Below are 18349 nucleotides of genomic sequence, written 5' to 3'. Positions count from 1 at the left end.
GGGCATTGGTTTTTGGTTTGGAGTGTCTTTATTGTAGGCAATCTATCTTTGGGGAGCAAAAACAAAGATAACCTTTATCCAAATAAGTTACAAAATACGCGTTTGTGTGTGTGTAATGCATTTTCTTATCGCCTATATATCTACTTCTTATCAACAAATCGCTAGAATACCCTTTTCATTTTCTAAAAAGGACATCTATGTTTGATTCTACTTGTTGTTGTGCGGGGGGGGGGTTGGGGTAACTCTCTCTGGTTTTGTTGCTTTAAAAGTTTGTGGTTCTAGTGTGGGAGGTGGGACATGCTAGATCTCTTTGAAATTGCTGATTGGTTAGTAGCTAGTGCTTCTCCCACTTCTTTGCAGACATCCACGGATTTAAACACCCATTACAAAGTTTTAAAAGAGAGCGGTTGGGAAAAATACGCTCCTCTTGATCACAAATGTAGGCTACAAGAGAAAGTGTTTGGACAAAAGAAGAGACACTTAAATCGTCCCTTAAATGATCTTATAGAGATTGTAAGCCTTTATGTGCACTATGCGCCCCAAAGTGCAGACTGGCAAAAAGTGCAGGAGGCTGTAGAGAGTTGCCACTCCCCAGCCTTAAAAAATTACAACACCCAAAGATCCAAATTCCAAAAGGCTTTTGATGTGCTTTGCCAACATTTAGAGCCCCTTTTAAAGGACACCCCCAAATTCTCTACAACAGAAGAATTGCAGTGTTGGTTTGTGCTTGTGGAGTTGGAGCGGGGGCGGTGTTTAAAGGCGTGGAAGGCTTTTTACAAGGTTTACAAAGAGGAATGTAAAGCTAAAGGCGAGAGCAAACTTAGCCACTCTGACATGAGCGAGGCGACTGAGAGTGTCTACAATGTCTTTGTGGACTCTTTGGACACTCTAAGAGAGCGTGTTGATGACTTTTTAGAGTGTGCGGATCGCCTTTCTGGCGTGCATCTTTTGGCTCAAATCCCTTTTCGTATCCTATGGGATGAAGAAGAGGATTTAAGCATGCTCTTAGAGATGAGAGAAGCTGTAGGGGCAGTGGTGAGCACAGATGCTAAAGTGTGCGAGGCTAAAAAGGCAGTGGAGCTAAAAATTGCCCAATGCCAAGAGGAATTGCCAAAATGCCTCGCCCTTTTGGAGCAGGCTAAAGATAAGAGTTTAAAAGAGCGAAATACCATTAAAAAACCCTTTAAAAAATTGCAAGAGAGCCTAGAAACAGACATACAAACCTTATTTGAGGCTAGCGATGAGAGTTTGGGCGTGGCGGTGGTGCGCCGTGTTAGGGGGATTAAAAAGACAGAATTTGCACATAATTACGATCAATCTGGCTTTAAGAATGCTTTAGAAAAGGAAGTGCTCAAACCTTTAGAGGAGCATTTTAAAGCGTTGGGGTTGGTCGTTGAACCTAAGCGTGCTTTGGGCATGCTCCAAGCAAAGATGCAAGAAAACATAGCCACAATCCCAGAAGCTCTTTTAGAACTAGACAAGACTTACCAAGAGCTTGAAAAAGAGGGGATTGCTACTGATAAAGAATTAAGAACCATTCGCAAATCTGTAGAGCCATTTTTAGAGTCCTTTGAGGAAAGCTTGCAGGCTTTTGTAAAAAGCACTAGGGATAAAGCCATTATCGCAGCGGGCAAACGAATTTTAAAGGGTTTGGAAGAAGCTTGGTTGTCGGGTTTAGAAGAAATCCTGCCTGATTTGGAGGCGTTTATGCAAGTTGCGGGCAAGAGCCTACATGGATCAACAGCCTCTATGGATGCAGAACAAATGCGCGCCTTTGTAACAGAAAGGCTGCACGCAGAGTTAAAACGCAACAATGTTTGCGAACATTTGGGTAACCTTGAGGTGAGCTTAAAGCCCTTGCAAGAGAAGGCACAAGAGTTACAAACCGCTATCCATCAAAACAAAGAAGATAACATCACACCCTACATCAATGGTTTTCAACAAGCCCACCAAGACACCCTAAAGGAGCTTAAACATCTTTTAGAACTCTTAGACCATAACACTTCTAAGGAGCTGACAGCTTTAAGTGCTGAGCTAGACGTTTTAGATAAAGATTTGAGATTCCAAAGAGAGGACTACCAGCAAGAGAGCTCCCGCCAAAAGGATTACCAAGAAGACGAAGACTTAGAGGATACCCTAAAAATTTTAAAAAAGGCGTTTAGGCAAGGCATTTTAAAGGTGTTGGAGGCATTGGAGGCAAAAATGCCTAAGCTGCACACCGCCCTAGAAAACCTTAAAACTAGCCCCTTTTTTAAGGCACTCATCAAACCCCTTTGGTTTTATCAAGGCGATAACTTCAAAGCCTATGCAGACTACCTAGAGGCGAGCCAAAAGAATAACGCCCAAGCCTATTTAGAGCTAGGCAAAATGTTTTTAAAGGGCGTGGTGGTGTCATCTTTAGAGAAAGCTAGAGAGCATTTTAAAAAGGCAGCGACTCTAGGCTCAATTCGGGCAATCACGCAGCTAGGGCTCTCTTATGTGCCTGAAAATCCTAAAGAGATGAAAGAGGAGGATGCCAAAAAAGCCACAGATTATCTTAAAAAGGCTTTATTGTTAGGCGATGGCATGGCAGAGGCTGGGCTAAAAAGACTTAGCTACTTTGATGTGATTGAATGGGATGGACATAGGGATGGCTTGATCGACTTGGTTAGCGATGTTGAGGCAATGCTGTTTAGCAAAGAGGTTGAGGGGGAGCGTGCCTATGTCTGTTTTTTTGAAGCAAGCGCACACATTGACGAACATGATGGCATCGATCCAGAATACAGAGAATACTCCATTCAACCTTTCTTTGAGGGTGATGGTTTTGAAGACACGGGTTTATTTGATGAGGGCTTTTGCGCCACGATGCAAGGGCACAACGCCCGCTTGCATTTGAGCATTTTAAAGACCATTGATGTGGTCTATGGCAAACCTACAAAAAATGACTATGAAGTGGCATATAGCGATGCCAAAGAAGCGTATTTAAAAGGCATCGCTTTAGGCAGTGGGTGCTGTGCTTTAGAGTTAGCGCATTTGGAGTTAGAGCAACTCAAGCACTTTAAAATGAAGCCTGAGAAAAAGCAAAATGCCCTCTTGGAGGCAAACCATCGGGCGATTGGCTATTTTAAACAGGCGTTAGAGTGGGGCTACAATATTGCTAAAGTGCCTCTTACCGACACGCTAGACAAACAAAAGAATTTATTAGCCAAAGCCTCTGATCACCCCTTGCACGCCTTTTTGGCTAAGTATGAGAGCGACTTAAAAGAAGTGGCTAGCCTTACATTTACAGATAAGAGCATGGGCTTTGGGGGCAAGCTGGATATTAAAGCGCACCTTTCGCCCACATTTTGGCAACACCCAGCTTTAAAAACCCTAGAGGTTAAGACAGAGCAAAAACCTGTTAGCACGCTCAAACCTCTATGGCAATATGGCAACAACACCCAACAAGCCTTTAGAGACTACATGGAGGCTAAGAAAAAGGGCGATGCTAGGGCTTGGCTGTATCTGGGGGTGATGTGCTTACAGGGCGTGGTGGTCCCACCGGACTATTATACGGCGGTGGCGTGTTTTGAAAAAGCACGGGATTTGGGCGAGCTTTTGTGACACTATGGCTTGTTCTTAGTGGCAAAAATTGGCGGTACATGGAGCTCATCGCTCTTTGAGGATACCTACAACTACCAAAATCCTCTAAAGCTAGCAGAAGTGCTAGAGGGCTTGGAACGGGTCTTCCCATTAGACGACTCTATTGATTTAGAGGTTTGTAAAGAGGCTTTTAAAGAGATGGCACGCCATTATGAATAGGTAGAAAACTGGGCGTGGGTTTTTGATGAGGGGCAAATGCGGGGGCGGTGGTTGTATGACCTGTCTTCTTGGACGCAAGATATGCTAGCAGACATTTTGGGTAATATGGATGGCACAGAGGATGCGTCTATGTATGCGTGGAGGGGTTGGTTACACATGGTAATGGGGGCATACAACTCGGATACTTGGGGATTACCAACCACGCCGTAAAGCCCCTAGCTTTAGCTATGGGGATATAAGGCTAGCACCAGCATGGCTGCGCTAATATTTGTGCAATCAAGGGGTAATACCCTTGGGGTTGGGGCATCAACCTTTGGAATAGGGAATGTAAGACTCCAAACGGAGCTATCCTGCTTGAAGCCGCGATCTCCACTAAAGCTAGAATCCCCTAACTTTAGTTATGGGAGAGTATGTCAACCTATATACGAGATAGTGAGCGGGCTGGTACAATGTACTGGCAAGCTGATGAAGCTTATATGGATATTCTGATAAGGTATAAGAGATGGCTTTGTAGATGCATATTACTTATTGGAGGCAAGCTATATCCATAATTTTGATGGTTTTTATAAAAGCTTGGAATCCTTGCGTGATGAAGAAGGCGATGAGGAGGATGAGGATGATGAATACCGGATGTTTTTTGAAGAATTGTTCCCAGAAGATCACGAGGATGATGGCAAAGAGTTTTACGCCCAAAAACGCCAAGAGAGTTTAGAAGCAGGTGCAAAAGCGGGCTCGGCTCTGTGTGCAATGGCATTAGTCAAAGGGTTTTTAAAGCAAGAGGATAAGGATTTTAGCAAGGCTCAAGAGTTGCTAGAGTTGCTCACCTCCTTAAAACCAACATGATTCACAAAGAACGCTTTTACACGACCAGCGATGAATATAGCCTAGATAACCCACCCAATCGTCCGATCAAATCCACACTTGAAACTTTTAAAGTCTTAGCATTAAGTTCCAAAACACAAGAAAAGTTGAACTCTGTGCGCTTTGTTTTTGATGAAATAAGTCCTAGCGTAAATATAGATGTAGATTTTGCTAGAAGCGCGCATGCTAGCCGTTTTAAAGAATATGAAAATCTTTTGGCATGGTGCGATCTTTTTTTTGCGGCAAAAATCTCTGACTTCTTATAGCGGTTCTGATCGGGCTTATGCGCTATTATTCCCAATGGAAAAGCTTTTTGAGTCTTTTGTAAAGCACTGGCTTAAAACAAGTTTGGCAGGTAGATATGAAAGCCCGCAAGAACGACCTAGATTTTTGCTTGAGAACAATGGAAAATTTTCTATTAATTTGCGCCCTGATATTGTGTTGGAAAATAGGGAAAAAGTTTTGATTTTAGACACGAAATGGAAAGTTATTGAAGAGTCGGGGAATCCCTCACAAGCAGACCTCTACCAAATGTGGGCGTATGCGAGCAAATACGCCTCTATTGAATTAAAAGGTAAACAACGGCGTGTGTGTGTCTATTTAGTCTATCCTTGGCATGGGCTAGGTTCCACCCGTGCTTGGACTTTTAAGGCAAGTAAGCAATTTTCAAGTGATGGCATTGAACTTTTGTTAAAATACTTTCCGCTTGGTCTTTGAGCTATAAGGAGCATGGTTTTTGGATATTATATGCAAGACACTTGCAGGATAATTTCCAATTTCAAAAGCAAGATCGCGCGCTCCACACGCAAATGTCCAAGAAGCTCGAGATGTGTATCTCAAAGATTTTAGCTTAGAAGACATGGAAATCGCTTTTGCACAATAACATCGTCTATTCTTGCAAATACCATATAGTGTGGTGTCCCAAATATAGCTGAAAAGTCTTTGTGGATCAGATGGATATTTTGTAGAGACATATATTTTGAAATCTTAATCTTTTGAGAATCCACTTTTTATTTGAACACCACAGCGGGATTCTTAAAAACCTCTTTAATGGTCTCAAACCACTCAAACGACATTGAAACAAAGAATTGGGCTTTAAGCGGGGGTTTGGTAATATCCTTAAGACTTGCTCCGCTATTCAACGCTTTAGCGGGTAATGCGGACTTAGCGATTATTGGGAGTTCGGGCAAGTCGCTGATCAAGACTTTTCTACCCCTATCAACTTTGCTCTTTAGGTTAAGTATTTATGTGCAGTTTGTATCCCCTTTCAACCTTGCACCACTATAGGGGTTTTTAGGCGGGGGCAATAGGACTAATAAATGCCGTTTCCAATTGCACATGATACCCCGGTGTAAAACTCTTGGGGGTTTAAGTCGGCGGTCGTTTTGCCAAGTCCTAGCTCATAACTAGGGTGCTTGGGGTGCTCTTTTGGCACTACCAAATCAAAGACTGATTTATACAAACCCCCCCCACTCAAAATACCGCCTCATTTGTCTAGCTTACGATTAAGACTCAAGTATTACTTTTCTGTCAAAATTTGCATCTTGTTGTTTTTGATCTCTACATAGAGCTCTTTGAGGCCATGTGAAGAATAAGCAAGTTTTTTATGCTTGTAGGCTTCATAAGTTTGCATGAAAGCTACACGGAACAAAGAGCGATCTTCGTTGTTGGGGTAGGGGGTAACATTGATTTGTGAGAAGCGGATCGTTTTGTTCTCGTTTTTGGCAAAAATCTTGGTTTTAAAGCGTTGGTAGGCTTTAAAATCCATCCCATTGGCATGCCTAAAGCTAGAGGCATAAAATTCAAGGTAAGAGGCTAGGTCGTTTTTAGCCCACGCCAAACGCCACGCATACAGACTGCTCAAAACCAATGCCAAGTCTTTTTTAGTCGCAGGTGCAAATTGTTTTTCATAGACCACCAATAAGGCTTTTTTGCCCTTGACCAGCTTGTCATAGTCTTTTAAAATATTATTTTCAATTGCGATGCATCCCTTCGTGTTGAGATCGTTTCGGTTACCATCTAGAGGGAGTCCATGAATCCAAATGCCATGCCCGGTGCGCTTTAAAGCCCGATCGTAAGCATTGGGGTAATTGGTCTCTAGGGCAAAAGGTCCATAATAGGCACTCAGACCGGTAAGTTTGCGCGTGATCTGATAAACACCAATGGGTGTTGCTTTATCTCCCTCCAATAATTTATATCCAGACTTAGAACCCACTAAAGCTTTGCTATCCCCCACCCTATCAAGCTTACCATCTTCTAGTTTATAAAGTGAGAGTTGGGGTCTAGCCTTGTTGATCACAAAGAGATAATCTAATTTCTCGTAATAACCATAAATGGTGTCTTGCTTGGATAAGACATCTTCCCAAAACTGCTGTTGGGTCAAATAAGATTGCAAGAGATTATCTAAAGCCTCAATGCCTTTTTGGCGGTAGGTATTGACAAAATCTACCAACGAATCCGCCTGAGCACCCACACCCAACAAGACAGATAGGGCTAAAACCCGCGCACCCTTAAAACCAATCATCTTTAAATCTCCGTTAAAATTCTCGCTTTGCCCTTGATGATCGCAATGGTGTGTTCGTAGTGGCTGGTCCTCAGCCCATCGCTAGAAACCACGCTCCATTGATCTTCTAAAATCTTGGGGTTGCCCTCTTTTTGACACACCATCGGCTCTAAACAAAACACCATGCCTTCTTTGATCTTGGGGCCACTTTTGGGGCTTGCCCCCGGGGCTAGGTAGTTGGGGATTTGGGGTTCTTCATGGGGGTATCTGCCAATCCCATGCCCGCAAAAATCCAGCAAGGGGACAAACCCCCGCTTTTTAATCTCTTGCTCCAAAGAATGGCTCACTTCTTTAAAGTGCATGCCCACCTTAAGCTGAGAAATCACTACATACAAACTCTCTTTAGCACATGCGATCAAGGCTTGATCTGTGCTATCTGTGTGCCCTATGGCTAAAGTTACAGCCCCATCGCCAAAATAGCCCTCTATGGATGCGCCTAAGTCCAGCCCCACAATGTCGCCCTCTTGGAGTTTATAATCTGTGGGAATCCCATGGATCACTACTTCATTGAGTGAAGTGCAAAGGGTGTTAGGAAAACCATAGAGCCCCTTAAAGGCGGGCTTGCCCCCCATTTTGTAGATATTTTCTTCAGCCAAAGCATCCAGCTCTAACAAACTCACCCCCACCTGTGCCCTTTGCTCTAAAAGTTTTAGGGTTTGCCCCACAACCTGCCCTGCTTTGGCTAAAAGGGCAATTTCTTTAGGGCTTCTTAAGGCAATCGCCATCAAAAGCCTACAGCACTGAGGGTTTTGTATTTACCCATATAAATCTGTGCCTCGATCTTTTTCATGGTGTCAATTGCCACTTGCACCACGATCAAAACAGCTGTGCCCCCAAAGTAAAAGGGCACACCCATCGCCTTAACCAAAATCCAAGGCAAAGTGGAAATAACCGCCAAATACAAAGACCCCCAAAAAGTCAAACGGCTTGCCACACTATTTAAAAAGTTAGCTGTCCCCTCGCCCGGACGCAAACCCGCGATAAACCCGCCATTGCGCTTCAAGTTATCAGCAATGTCCTTAGCATTAAAGACAATGGAAGAGTAAAAGTAGGCAAAAAAGATGATGAGCAAGAACATTAAAATGTTATAGGCATACCCATGTGGGTTGAGAAAATCTGCGATGGCTTGCAAGATGTGATTAGAGGAGGCTTGCAAAATGGTGGAGGGAAACACCAAGAGAGCCGAAGCAAAAATGGGGGGGATCACCCCGCTTAAGTTTAACTTAATGGGGATGTAGTTCATGACGCGTTTGTTTTGGTTTTGCAACATCACTTTTCTAGCATAGGAGATGGGGATGCGTCTTTCAGCCAACTCAATGTAGATAATGGAAAAGATTGTCCCTAGGATGATAACAAAGATACCAATCAAGACCAAAACATTGATGACCCCCGTATTGACTAGGTTGAAAGTGCCTGCAATGGCAGAAGGAATCCCCGAGACGATCCCAGCAAAAATGATGAGGCTGATCCCATTACCCACCCCTCTTTGGGTGATCTGCTCGCCAATCCACATGAGTAACATCGTGCCGGTGAGCATCGAAAAAGTGGCGATCAACAAGAAAGTTTGCATGCTAATCATAATAGCCCCATTAGAGCCATGCCCGATGCTGCGTAAGCCAAAAGACACGCTCACCGCTTGGATAATGGTGATCAAAATAGTCGCATAGCGCACGATCTGCATGTATTTTTGCATGCCATCACGCTCTTTTTTCATCTTGGCTAGATTAGGGAAAGTTGCGCTTAATAGCTCCATGATGATCGAGGCGGTGATGTAGGGCATGATGCCTAGAGAGATGATACTCAAGCGCGAAACCGCGTTCCCACTGAACATGTTGAATAAGCCTAAAGCGTTGCTAGAATTGCTGTCAAAAAACGATTTGATGGCTGCCAAATCCACTCCCGGGATGGGGACATAGGCTAAAACTCGGTAAAGGAAGAGATAGCCCAGTGTGATGAAAATCTTAGTGGCAATGGCTTTTGTCATTATTTTTGTCCGCTAGTGGTGATTCTCTCGTCTTGGATTCTAGAGGCCAAATCTTTTGCCCCTGCGCCGATTAACTTCACCCTTTCAATGTAGCTGGGGAAGTGATGGACTTTTTTAATCAGCTCTAAACTCAAGGTTTCTAGCTTTAAAATTTCGGGATGCTTGCCAACATTAATGCTGTAGGTGAGCCCTTTAGTGCGGCTCTTAAAGCCCACTTTAGGCAAACGGCGTTGCAAGGGTTGTTGCCCCCCCTCAAAGCCCCTTTTTTGTTTGTAACCCGTGCGGGCGGTTTGCCCCTTGCCCCCCCGTGTGGAGGTTTTACCCATGCCAGAGCCCTGCCCCCTACCCACGCGTTTAATGCCCTTGACACTCCCCTTAGCGGGTTTGAGTTGTTCTAATGCCATGCAAACTCCTTAAGCCTTGATTCTAGAGAGCGCATGGAAGGTAGCGCGCACCACATTATAGGGGTTGTTGGACCCCAAAGACTTTGTCAAAATATCTTTGATGCCAGCCAATTCAATCATGGGGCGGGTAGAACCCCCAGCGATGATTCCTGTTCCCTCGCTTGCGGGCTTTAAGAGAATCTTGCTTGCGTTATATTTTTGCTCGATATCGTGCGCAATAGTCGTGCCCTTGATCTTGACTTCAATGATGTTTTTAAAGGCATCATCAATGGCTTTTTTGATCGCATCAGGCACTTCTCTAGCCTTGCCTAAACCAAAGCCCACCAAACCATTTTTATTGCCCACCACCACTAGGGCGTTGAAACGGAAGCGACGACCACCTTTGACGACCTTGGTAACCCGCCCGATATTGACGACCACCTCTTGGAATTCTTCTCGATTAATCTCCATGTCTATCCTTTAAAGGGCGATGTTGTTTTCGCGTAAAGTTTCAGCAAAAGCCGCCACCACGCCATGGTATAAATACCCATTGCGATCAAAAACCACTTGGGTGATACCCCTAGCTTTTAGGTTTTCAGCAAAAGCTACCGCAATTTTTTTGCTATCTTCAATGTTCTTGCCTAGCCCTAGTTTTTTCCCATCAACATGGGCTAGCGTGGTATGATTATCATCATCAATCGCTTGGGCATAGAGGTGCTTATTGGACTTAAACACGCTCACTCTAGGCCGCTCCAAAGTCCCAAAGATTTTAGAGCGGATACGCAATTTGCGTTTGACTCTTTGAGTCTTCTTTTTTTCTAAAACACTCTTTGTCATGGTAACCTCTGCCTATTTTTTAGATGTTTTACCGGCTTTGCGGATAATCACTTCATCGCTGTATTTGATTCCCTTGCCCTTGTAAGGCTCTGGGGGGCGGAAGGCTCGGATATCAGCGGCAATCTGCCCGATTTGTTGCTTGTTAGCCCCCTTGATGGTGATCACATTCTTATCCACCGCAATTTCCACACCCTCAGGGATGGGGTATTTAACTGGGTGGCTAAAACCTAGAGTGAGCTCCAAAACCTTATGCCCCAAAGCCGCTTTATAGCCCACGCCATTCACCTCTAAGCTCTTGCTAAAGCCCTTGTCCAGCCCCACAACAATATTATGCGCCAAAGCCCCATAAGTCCCCCAAAAAGCGCGATCCTGTGCGCTCTCCCCTACGGGCTCAAAACGCAAGGTATTGCCCTCTAAGAGGATCTTAACCCGCCCATGCGTTTCAAGTTGCTGGCTGGCTTTATTGGTCTTAAAATGCAGGCATGAACCCTCTAGGCTGACCTGCACCCCACTAGGGATATTAATCACGCGTTTTCCAATTCTTGACATGCCATGCTCCTACCAAATGCTACAAAGCACTTCGCCACCTACATTTTGTTTGTAGGCTTCTTCATTGGTGATCACGCCCTTAGAAGTGCTCACAACAATCACACCATACCCGTTTTTAAAGCGTTTGAGCTCTTTGGATTGTTTATAAACCCTCCTGCCCGGCTTGCTCAAACGCTTGATCTCATTGATCAGCGATCTACCCTTTTCATCATAAGCCAACTCCACCGAGATAAAGGGCTTATTGTCTTTTTCCTTGATGTGGTAGTTGGCAATAAAACCCCTTACCTTGAAGATGTCTAGGATCGAAACCACAATTTTAGCATAGTAAAGTTGGGTTACTTCTAAACGCCTCATGCTCGCATTCCGGATGCGAGTCAAAGAATCCGCCACAATATCATTCACCATGATTACCCCTTACCAACTTGCTTTTCTAAGACCCGGAATGAGTCCTTCACTGCCCATTTTTCTCAAGCACACCCGGCACAATCCAAAATCTTTATAGACCGAATGTGGCCGCCCGCAAATGTTGCAACGGGTGTAGGCGCGTACTTTGAATTTGGCTTTTCTTTGGGTTTTTGCGATCATTGATTTTTTAGCCATTAGCGTCCTTTCGCAAATGGCATTCCAAGTAATTCTAACAACTTAAATGCCTCCTTGTCGCTGTTTGTCGAAGTGATGATGGCGATGTTGAGCCCATGGGTTACCATGATGTCATCATAGACCACCTCAGGAAAAATGAGCTGTTCGTTTAACCCAAAGCCATAATTGCCCCGCCCATCAAAGCCATTCCTAGACACGCCCCTAAAGTCTTTCACCCTAGGCAGAGCGATCACAATCAACTTTTCTAAGAAGTTGAACATCACCTTATTTCTCAAAGTAACTTTCACGCCCACCGCCATTTTTTCACGGATTTTAAAGCCCGCAACTGATTTTTTAGCGGTGGTGATCACCGCCTTTTGCCCGGCGATCAAAGAGAGAGTTTGGGCGATGTTTTGCATCACCTTCATGTCTTTGGCATAATCCCCCGCCCCCACGCTCAACACAACTTTTTCTAGTTTAGGGAGCAACATAGGATTTTTAATCCCCAACTCTTGGGCTAATTTCTGTTTCACTTCCTTTTCATAGAAGCTTTTTAAGCCATGCATGTTCTACTCCTTCTCTTTCTTAACATTGGAGATATGCATGGGCATTTCTTTTTGGATATGCCCGCCCTTGGGGTTATCATCTGTGGGCTTAATGGCTTTTTTGACTAATTTGCAACCCTCCACCACGACTAAAGAGCGTTTAGGATAGACTGCTAACACCTTGCCTACTTTGCCCTTATCATCTCCAGCAATCACCTTCACCATATCCTCTTTTTTAATCTTGCACTTCATTTACAGAACCTCCGGAGCCAAAGAGACAATTTTCATAAAATTGGCATAACGCACTTCCCGACTCACCGGTCCAAAAATACGCGTGCCGATGGGGTCTCTCTTAGCATCTAAGATCACCGCTGCGTTATCATCAAAGCGGATCAAAGAACCATTGGGGCGTTGCACCTCTTTTTTGGTCCGCACAATCACGGCTTTAACAACTTGCCCCTTTTTGACTTTGCCATTAGGGATCGCCTTTTTCACAGAAGCCACAATCACATCGCCCACGCTCGCATAGCGTTTATGGCTACCCCCCAAGACCTTGATACACATGATCTCCTTGCCCCCGCTATTGTCTGCCACCACTAACCTAGTAAAACTCTGAATCACTTACACTCCCTTAACAATGATTTCTTTGAGCGCAAAGGTCTTAGTTTTAGAAACGGGCTTGCATTCGACAGCACTCACAAAATCGCCCACCTGCGTGCGATCTTGGCGATCGTCAATGGTGTATTTTTTAAAGCGTTTAACAATCTTGCGGTATTTTTTGTGGAGCACCTTTCTTTCAACCAAAATCACAGCACTACACGCATCAATTTTATTCACGACCTTACCCTGAATGGTGCGTTTATGCGCTTGCTTAGTTTCCATGTCCTGCCTTTAATGCGCTTAAAGCGGTGCTAATCCTAGCGATGTCTTTACGCACCCCTCTAATCTCATTGGGGTTGCTTAGTTGCATCGTCTTGAGTTTGACCCGCAATTCAAAGAGTTCTAATTTTTTGTCTTTTAGCAACTTCTCCAACTCCGCCTTGTTTTTGTTCTGCAACTCAATAAATTTCATTTTCGCTCTCTTTGGTTACGATCTTGGTTTTGAAAGGCAATTTTCTTTGTGCCAAAGCCAATGCCTCGCGCGCTAAACCCTCTTCAATGCCCAGCATTTCATAGACAATGCGCCCGGGTTTGATATTCATCACCCACTTTTCCACTGAGCCCTTACCCTTACCCATCCTAGTTTCTAGGGGTTTGGCTGTGAGTGGCTTATCGGGGAAAACCCGAATCCACACCTTACCCGCCCTTTTGATGTGGCGCGTCATCGCTACCCGTGCGGCTTCAATTTGGCGTGAATCAATGCGCCCATGTTCTATGGCTTTAATGCCAATGTCGCCAAAGGCAAGGTTAGCACCCCGGTAGGACTTGCCCCGGTTGCGCCCCTTCATCTGCTTTCTATACTTGGTCTTTTTAGGCATCAACATGGCTATTCTCTCCCTTTCCTAGTGCGCGCTCTGGGGGCGCGTTCCTCGCTTTCCTCGCGTTTTTCAGATTGGATACCCTTATGCAACACCTCGCCTTTAAAAACCCAAACTTTCACGCCAATATTGCCATAAACCGTGAAAGCCTCCGCAAAGCCATAATCAATCTTAGCCCGCAAGGTGTGCAACGGCACACGCCCTTCCATATACCACTCAGTGCGCGCGATTTCAGCTCCGGCTAAACGCCCTGAAACACGCACTTTAATGCCCTTAGCCCCTGCTTTCATGGCTGTTTGCATGACCTTTTTCATCGCCCGCCTAAAGGCAACCCGTTTTTCTAGCTGGGTGGCTACATTTTCAGCACAAAGTTGTGCGTCTGCTTGGGGGCGTTTGGCTTCTTTGATATTGACTGAGATTTCTTTGCGGATCAGATTTTTTAAAGAGAGTTTGACTTTTTCAATATCCACGCCCTTTTTGCCAATGATGAGCCCGGGACGGGCTGCCACCACGGTGATACGCAACTTTTTAGCCGCCCGTTCAATCAAAATCTCACTGACCCCAGCATAGTAGAGCTCTTTTTTGAGGAATTTGCGGATGCGGTAGTCTTCTTCAATGTTGGCAACGGTTCCATGGCTAGGGAACCAGCGGGAAGTCCAGTTGCGGTTAATACCCAGTCTTAAACCAATTGGATTGACCTTTTGTCCCATTTACTTTTGCCCTCCCTTGCCCACTTCGACTCTAATGTGTGCGGTGGGCTTTCTAATGGCAGTGGCACGCCCTCTAGCACGGGGCATGTGCCTTCTTAGCACAGGACCTGCATCTACACGGCAACTAAGCACCTCTACTTCTTTAGAGTCATACTGCCCGTTATAAACTGCTGCAGTGATCACCCTAGAGAGAATGCGGGCAGCTTTGTTGGGGGTGAATTCGAGGCGGGCGATCGCCACTTCGGCGTTCATGCCCTGCACTTGTCTAGCCAACAAACGCGCCTTGGTTGGAGAAAGTCTAGTATAGCGGAGTAACGCCACGCTCATGAGTTGTCCTTTGTGTGATAATTTGCCATGTTACTTGCCTATCTTTTTTTGCACGGTGCCCTTATGCCCCTTAAAAGTCCTTGTGGGGGCAAATTCGCCGAGTTTATAGCCGACATGGTTTTCAGTGATATAGACAGGGACAAAAATGCGCCCATTATGCACATTGTAGGTCAGCCCGATCATATCGGGTAAAATGGTGCTGCGGCGCGACCATGTTTTAATGGGTTTATTGTCTTTTTTGGCTTTGTGCTTGAGTGTCTTATCCATTAAATGCTTGTCTATAAAGGGACCTTTTTTAATTGACCTTCCCATTACTTGCCTTTCTTGCGTGAAATGATCAAGCGATCGCTTGCTTTTTTGCGTCTAGTTTTATAGCCCTTGGCGGGTAATCCCCAAGGCGATACGGGGTGTCCGCTAGAGCCAGTTTTACCCTCACCGCCCCCATGGGGGTGATCGACTGGGTTCATAGCACTCCCTCTAGTTTGTGGGCGCACACGCTTATAGCGGTTACGCCCTGCCTTGCCAATGGAGGTGTTGATAAAATCCTCATTCCCCATCACCCCGATTGTAGCCATGCACTCGCTCAAAATATAACGCATCTCTCCGCTGGGCATGCGTAAAATCGTGTATTTACCCTCTTTACCCATGATTTGTGCGCTCATGCCCGCACTCCTAGCCAGCTGTCCGCCTGCTCCGGGGTGCATTTCGATATTATGTACGATGGTCCCCATAGGGATATTTTTAAGTTTCATGGCAAAACCGGTTTTAATGTCTAGCCCGCCCTCAGCAGCGATCACCACATCGCCTACCTTGAGTCCGCTGGGCTGTAAAATGTAGCGTTTGTCCCCATCGGGATACACCACTAGGGCAATGCGTGCATTTCTATACGGATCGTATTCAATGCTAGCCACTTTGCCCTCAACATCCCATTTATTGCGTTTAAAATCGATGATGCGGTAAAGCCTTTTAGCCCCGCCCTCTTTGTGGCGGCTGGTGATCTTCCCGCTGTGGTTGCGCCCCGCATGCACGGGCAGTTTCACCAAAAGCTTTTTGACACCGGGTTTAGCACTCATGCCCCTAGAATCCAAACCGCTCATAAAACGGCGGCTAGGGGTGTAAGGTTTGTAAGTTTTAATTGCCATGCACTCTCCTTATGCGCTCAAAGCGGTGATATTGGCATCTTTGGGGACTTTGACATAGAACTTTTTATAGTCATTGCGTTGTCCCAAACGACCCTTAAAACGCTTGACCTTGCCCTCCTGTCTGAGCGAGTTGATTTTTAAGGGCACGAAACCAAAGTAATCTTTAAAGATTGCCTTGAGCTGGTTTTTACTCACGCCCATAGTGGTTTGCACCACAATCACCCCATTTTCTTGCATCGATAGGGATTTTTCGGTGTAAAGTATGGATTTGATGTTTGTAATATCTGCCATGACCACTCCTTCATTGAACTGAAACAAGCATTTCAAACGCTGCTTTTTCGATCACCACCGCACTAAAGGCAGCGACTAAAAAGGCATTCACTTCGCTTGTTTCCACCAAAAAACAATTGGGTAAATTCCTAAAAGCTAAGTCTGTGCTCTCTTGTAGATTCTGCACCACCAAGAGCATATCGCGTTGGTTGAGATTTTTGACAAAGGCATGCGCATCTTTGGTTTTACGGCTAGGGACTCCAATTTGATCCACCACCAAGAGTTTTTGATCTTGCGCCTTTTGCCCTAGGGCGTATTCTAGGGCGAGTTTTTTCTGCTTTTTATTGATTTTAAGATCATAATTGCGGTTATTGGTCGCCCCATGGGATACGCCCCCGCCCACAAACACGGGCGAAGTGATGCTCCCAGCGCGCGCACGCCCCCCGCCCTTTTGACTCCAAGGTTTCCTACCCCCACCGCTCACCTCGCCCCGATTTTTGCTCTTAGCTGTGTTGGCACGCCCCAAAGCGCGGTAATGCTTGACATACAAGTAAAGGTTATGGGCATTGATTTGGGCATACCTAGCAGGTAAATCCAACTCGCCCACCACTTGGCATTGGGCATCTAAGACTTTTGCTTTCATTTTTTCTCCTTTTGGACGCTAATCCTGCCATAAGCCCCTGCATAGCCCACTACAGAGCCCTTAAGCACGAGGATTTTACTTTCTTTATCAAAGGAGATCACTTCATTATGGCATGTTACTTTTTCATTCCCATAGCGACCCGCCATTTTCTTGCCCTTTTGCACACGCCCGGGCCATTCTCTATTACCAATAGAACCCAAACGGCGGTGGAAGCGACTCCCATGTGCAGCAGGACCACCTTGAAAATTCCATCGTTTCATCGCACCGCTAAAGCCCCGTCCTTTAGTGTAAAAAGTGGCTTTGACTTTGTGGGCACTCTCTAGGGCATCGGTTTTGAGATCGCCTAATTCTTCTGGACCGCTCAAAGTGGCAAAGCGGTTAAACTCCTTGCTGAGCTGGTATTTTTTTTGTTGCCCGGCGATGGCTTTATTGTGTTGCTTGTGCAGAGAATAAGCCACTAGAGCCTTCCCATTTTCCTTAAGCGCACATACCTTACTTTCTAAAACTTTCAGCAAAGTAACCGGGACACTCTGCGCCCCAACTACACGGCTCATGCCAATCTTTTGGACTAAATATTCCATTATTTCTCTCCCATTAAAAATCACGCACATAGAGTGCCTGCTAGGCTTTCCCTTCCATAGAAGTTACTTCTACATCCACCTCTGGTGCTAGATCCAATTTCATCAAGCTATCCACGGTTTCGGGTGTCGCAGAGATAATATCGATCAAACGGCTATGCACGCGGATTTCAAATTGCTCTCTAGAGTCCTTGTTGATGTGTGGGGAGCGTAGAACCGTGTAACGCCTATTTTTGGTTGGCAAGGGAATAGGACCCCTAATCTCTGAGCCAGAGCGTTTGACAGCCTCAACAATCGCCACCACCGAACGATCTAAAACGCGGTGATCATAGGCTTTTAATTTGAGTCGTATCTTTTCCATTCTCATCCTTAGCGAATTTAAAAACCACAATTTTATTATAAAAAAAAGCATTAGTCAAGGTTAAAATGGGCTTTTAAGGGCATGGGCTTAGAGATTATTATCCTTTTTTAAAGGAAAACTAGACTAGGATCGCACCTGATGGAAGAGATGGTGAGCAGCATTTTAGAAAGCAACTTTGAGCTAGCCAGCACCCAGCGGGTATTAGCCACGCGTTTTTACACCCTTAAGCCCCCCGTGTTCTTATATGGACCCCCCAAGTCGGGCAAAAATAGTTTGGCTCTCTGCTTTGGGCGGGCGTTTAAAAAGGTTGTGTATGTGGATTTTCAAGATGCACGCCTTGTAGATTCCATGCATGTCCATATCCACACCTTTTGTAATGCCAACCCCCTAGACTTGTTGATTCTTAATCGCCCACCTGCAGATTTTACCCCCCCCAGCGTGCCCACCATCATTATAGACAGCACGCCCATTAACGCCCCCGCCCACTTTGTCTGCCAGCCCACCATGCCCTTAAATTTTGCCGCGTTTGTGCCTTTTTGCAAAAAGAATCCCACACACCTCCGAACACGCTTTTTGACACAATTACAACTACCCACTACGCCGATGTTGCACCCCCACACCAAAATCTTCACTACCTACCCTATATCCACACCTAACGTTTCTTCGCATTACTTGCTATTTCCCAACACTCTTTTTTTCTATCCTTACAGTTTCAGCACAGACCAGCACTTAAACCCCATCAACAACCACACACAGCTA

At 45.3% G+C, this 18349-nt stretch carries 29 protein-coding genes and 1 pseudogene; 6 read left to right on the top strand and 24 right to left on the bottom strand.

From position 1 onward, the window contains the following. The first annotated feature begins 297 nt into the window (after positions 1–297). From C5684_RS00655 to C5684_RS09375, 5 genes are all read left to right on the top strand, one after another. Positions 298–3582, top strand: a complete 3285-nt coding sequence (locus C5684_RS00655; protein ID WP_041602819.1) for a tetratricopeptide repeat protein — start codon at positions 298–300, stop codon at positions 3580–3582. Between the two features lie 18 nt (positions 3583–3600). Next, positions 3601–3780: a hypothetical protein gene (locus C5684_RS00650; RefSeq protein ID WP_013890430.1), complete on the top strand. Its 180-nt coding sequence runs from the start codon at positions 3601–3603 to the stop codon at positions 3778–3780. A gap of 582 nt (positions 3781–4362) precedes the next feature. Then, on the top strand, positions 4363–4623 hold the full coding sequence (locus tag C5684_RS00645; RefSeq protein ID WP_233704259.1) for a hypothetical protein: 261 nt from the start codon (positions 4363–4365) through the stop codon (positions 4621–4623). Next, positions 4620–4907: an McrC family protein gene (locus C5684_RS09380; protein ID WP_233704260.1), complete on the top strand. Its 288-nt coding sequence runs from the start codon at positions 4620–4622 to the stop codon at positions 4905–4907. The genes C5684_RS00645 and C5684_RS09380 overlap by 4 nt, the downstream gene beginning before the upstream one ends. Then, a complete protein-coding gene (locus C5684_RS09375) occupies positions 4825–5358 on the top strand; it encodes an McrC family protein (protein ID WP_233707460.1) in 534 nt (177 codons plus the stop codon). Before C5684_RS09380 ends, C5684_RS09375 begins: the two co-directional genes overlap by 83 nt. Positions 5359–5651: 293 nt before the next feature. Here C5684_RS09375 and C5684_RS00635 read toward each other — a convergent pair whose 3' ends face one another. The 24 genes from C5684_RS00635 to rpsJ form a co-directional block, all read right to left on the bottom strand. Then, a complete protein-coding gene (locus C5684_RS00635) occupies positions 5652–5843 on the bottom strand; it encodes a hypothetical protein (RefSeq protein WP_104639088.1) in 192 nt (63 codons plus the stop codon). Between the two features lie 317 nt (positions 5844–6160). Beyond that, the gene (locus tag C5684_RS00630) at positions 6161–7165 is read right to left on the bottom strand and encodes a L,D-transpeptidase family protein (RefSeq protein WP_013890426.1); all 1005 of its coding nucleotides are present in this window, start codon (positions 7163–7165) and stop codon (positions 6161–6163) included. 2 nt (positions 7166–7167) lie between these two features. Continuing rightward, complete coding sequence (gene map, locus C5684_RS00625; protein ID WP_104639087.1) at positions 7168–7929, bottom strand: type I methionyl aminopeptidase; 762 nt, start codon at positions 7927–7929, stop codon at positions 7168–7170. Then, positions 7929–9188, bottom strand: a complete 1260-nt coding sequence (gene secY / locus C5684_RS00620; RefSeq protein ID WP_013890424.1) for a preprotein translocase subunit SecY — start codon at positions 9186–9188, stop codon at positions 7929–7931. The genes map and secY overlap by 1 nt, the downstream gene beginning before the upstream one ends. Further along, positions 9188–9592, bottom strand: a complete 405-nt coding sequence (gene rplO, locus C5684_RS00615; protein ID WP_104629615.1) for a 50S ribosomal protein L15 — start codon at positions 9590–9592, stop codon at positions 9188–9190. Before rplO ends, secY begins: the two co-directional genes overlap by 1 nt. 9 nt (positions 9593–9601) lie before the next feature. After that, positions 9602–10042: a 30S ribosomal protein S5 gene (rpsE, locus tag C5684_RS00610; protein ID WP_013890422.1), complete on the bottom strand. Its 441-nt coding sequence runs from the start codon at positions 10040–10042 to the stop codon at positions 9602–9604. A gap of 9 nt (positions 10043–10051) precedes the next feature. Then, on the bottom strand, positions 10052–10408 hold the full coding sequence (gene rplR / locus C5684_RS00605) for a 50S ribosomal protein L18 (RefSeq protein WP_013890421.1): 357 nt from the start codon (positions 10406–10408) through the stop codon (positions 10052–10054). Between the two features lie 12 nt (positions 10409–10420). Further along, positions 10421–10957: a 50S ribosomal protein L6 gene (gene rplF, locus C5684_RS00600; RefSeq protein WP_104639086.1), complete on the bottom strand. Its 537-nt coding sequence runs from the start codon at positions 10955–10957 to the stop codon at positions 10421–10423. 9 nt (positions 10958–10966) lie between these two features. After that, a complete protein-coding gene (rpsH, locus tag C5684_RS00595) occupies positions 10967–11362 on the bottom strand; it encodes a 30S ribosomal protein S8 (RefSeq protein WP_041602818.1) in 396 nt (131 codons plus the stop codon). A 9-nt stretch (positions 11363–11371) separates the two neighbouring features. Further along, the gene (locus C5684_RS00590) at positions 11372–11557 is read right to left on the bottom strand and encodes a type Z 30S ribosomal protein S14 (protein WP_006016777.1); all 186 of its coding nucleotides are present in this window, start codon (positions 11555–11557) and stop codon (positions 11372–11374) included. Further along, the gene (gene rplE / locus C5684_RS00585; protein ID WP_006016776.1) at positions 11557–12102 is read right to left on the bottom strand and encodes a 50S ribosomal protein L5; all 546 of its coding nucleotides are present in this window, start codon (positions 12100–12102) and stop codon (positions 11557–11559) included. Before rplE ends, C5684_RS00590 begins: the two co-directional genes overlap by 1 nt. A gap of 3 nt (positions 12103–12105) precedes the next feature. Beyond that, entirely contained in the window at positions 12106–12333 is a 228-nt protein-coding gene (rplX, locus tag C5684_RS00580; protein WP_006016775.1) for a 50S ribosomal protein L24, read from the bottom strand. Further along, a complete protein-coding gene (gene rplN, locus C5684_RS00575) occupies positions 12334–12702 on the bottom strand; it encodes a 50S ribosomal protein L14 (RefSeq protein ID WP_104629617.1) in 369 nt (122 codons plus the stop codon). After that, the gene (gene rpsQ, locus C5684_RS00570; RefSeq protein WP_104639085.1) at positions 12703–12963 is read right to left on the bottom strand and encodes a 30S ribosomal protein S17; all 261 of its coding nucleotides are present in this window, start codon (positions 12961–12963) and stop codon (positions 12703–12705) included. Next, the gene (rpmC, locus tag C5684_RS00565; protein WP_013890416.1) at positions 12953–13153 is read right to left on the bottom strand and encodes a 50S ribosomal protein L29; all 201 of its coding nucleotides are present in this window, start codon (positions 13151–13153) and stop codon (positions 12953–12955) included. Before rpmC ends, rpsQ begins: the two co-directional genes overlap by 11 nt. Then, positions 13140–13565 (bottom strand): 50S ribosomal protein L16, encoded by a 426-nt coding sequence (gene rplP / locus C5684_RS00560; RefSeq protein ID WP_104639084.1) that lies wholly within the window; start codon positions 13563–13565, stop codon positions 13140–13142. The genes rpmC and rplP overlap by 14 nt, the downstream gene beginning before the upstream one ends. A 2-nt stretch (positions 13566–13567) precedes the next feature. After that, on the bottom strand, positions 13568–14269 hold the full coding sequence (gene rpsC / locus C5684_RS00555; RefSeq protein ID WP_104639083.1) for a 30S ribosomal protein S3: 702 nt from the start codon (positions 14267–14269) through the stop codon (positions 13568–13570). Next, positions 14270–14596: a 50S ribosomal protein L22 gene (rplV, locus tag C5684_RS00550; protein ID WP_104639082.1), complete on the bottom strand. Its 327-nt coding sequence runs from the start codon at positions 14594–14596 to the stop codon at positions 14270–14272. 30 nt (positions 14597–14626) lie between these two features. Continuing rightward, the gene (gene rpsS, locus C5684_RS00545) at positions 14627–14908 is read right to left on the bottom strand and encodes a 30S ribosomal protein S19 (RefSeq protein ID WP_104639081.1); all 282 of its coding nucleotides are present in this window, start codon (positions 14906–14908) and stop codon (positions 14627–14629) included. Continuing rightward, on the bottom strand, positions 14908–15738 hold the full coding sequence (gene rplB / locus C5684_RS00540; protein WP_104639080.1) for a 50S ribosomal protein L2: 831 nt from the start codon (positions 15736–15738) through the stop codon (positions 14908–14910). The genes rpsS and rplB overlap by 1 nt, the downstream gene beginning before the upstream one ends. 9 nt (positions 15739–15747) lie before the next feature. Next, the gene (locus C5684_RS00535; protein ID WP_006016765.1) at positions 15748–16029 is read right to left on the bottom strand and encodes a 50S ribosomal protein L23; all 282 of its coding nucleotides are present in this window, start codon (positions 16027–16029) and stop codon (positions 15748–15750) included. Between the two features lie 10 nt (positions 16030–16039). Beyond that, positions 16040–16651 (bottom strand): 50S ribosomal protein L4, encoded by a 612-nt coding sequence (rplD, locus tag C5684_RS00530; protein WP_104638573.1) that lies wholly within the window; start codon positions 16649–16651, stop codon positions 16040–16042. After that, complete coding sequence (gene rplC, locus C5684_RS00525; RefSeq protein ID WP_104639089.1) at positions 16648–17232, bottom strand: 50S ribosomal protein L3; 585 nt, start codon at positions 17230–17232, stop codon at positions 16648–16650. The genes rplD and rplC overlap by 4 nt, the downstream gene beginning before the upstream one ends. A gap of 40 nt (positions 17233–17272) precedes the next feature. Next, the gene (rpsJ, locus tag C5684_RS00520) at positions 17273–17590 is read right to left on the bottom strand and encodes a 30S ribosomal protein S10 (RefSeq protein WP_013890410.1); all 318 of its coding nucleotides are present in this window, start codon (positions 17588–17590) and stop codon (positions 17273–17275) included. A 138-nt stretch (positions 17591–17728) separates the two neighbouring features. Here rpsJ and C5684_RS00515 point away from each other — a divergent pair. After that, positions 17729–18349 (top strand): annotated as a pseudogene (locus C5684_RS00515) (ATP-binding protein); the annotation flags it as partial.

It is taken from the genome of Helicobacter bizzozeronii (assembly GCF_900196775.1).
Classification (GTDB): Bacteria; Campylobacterota; Campylobacteria; order Campylobacterales; family Helicobacteraceae; genus Helicobacter; species Helicobacter bizzozeronii.
This window is presented reverse-complemented; position numbering and strand designations above follow the sequence as displayed.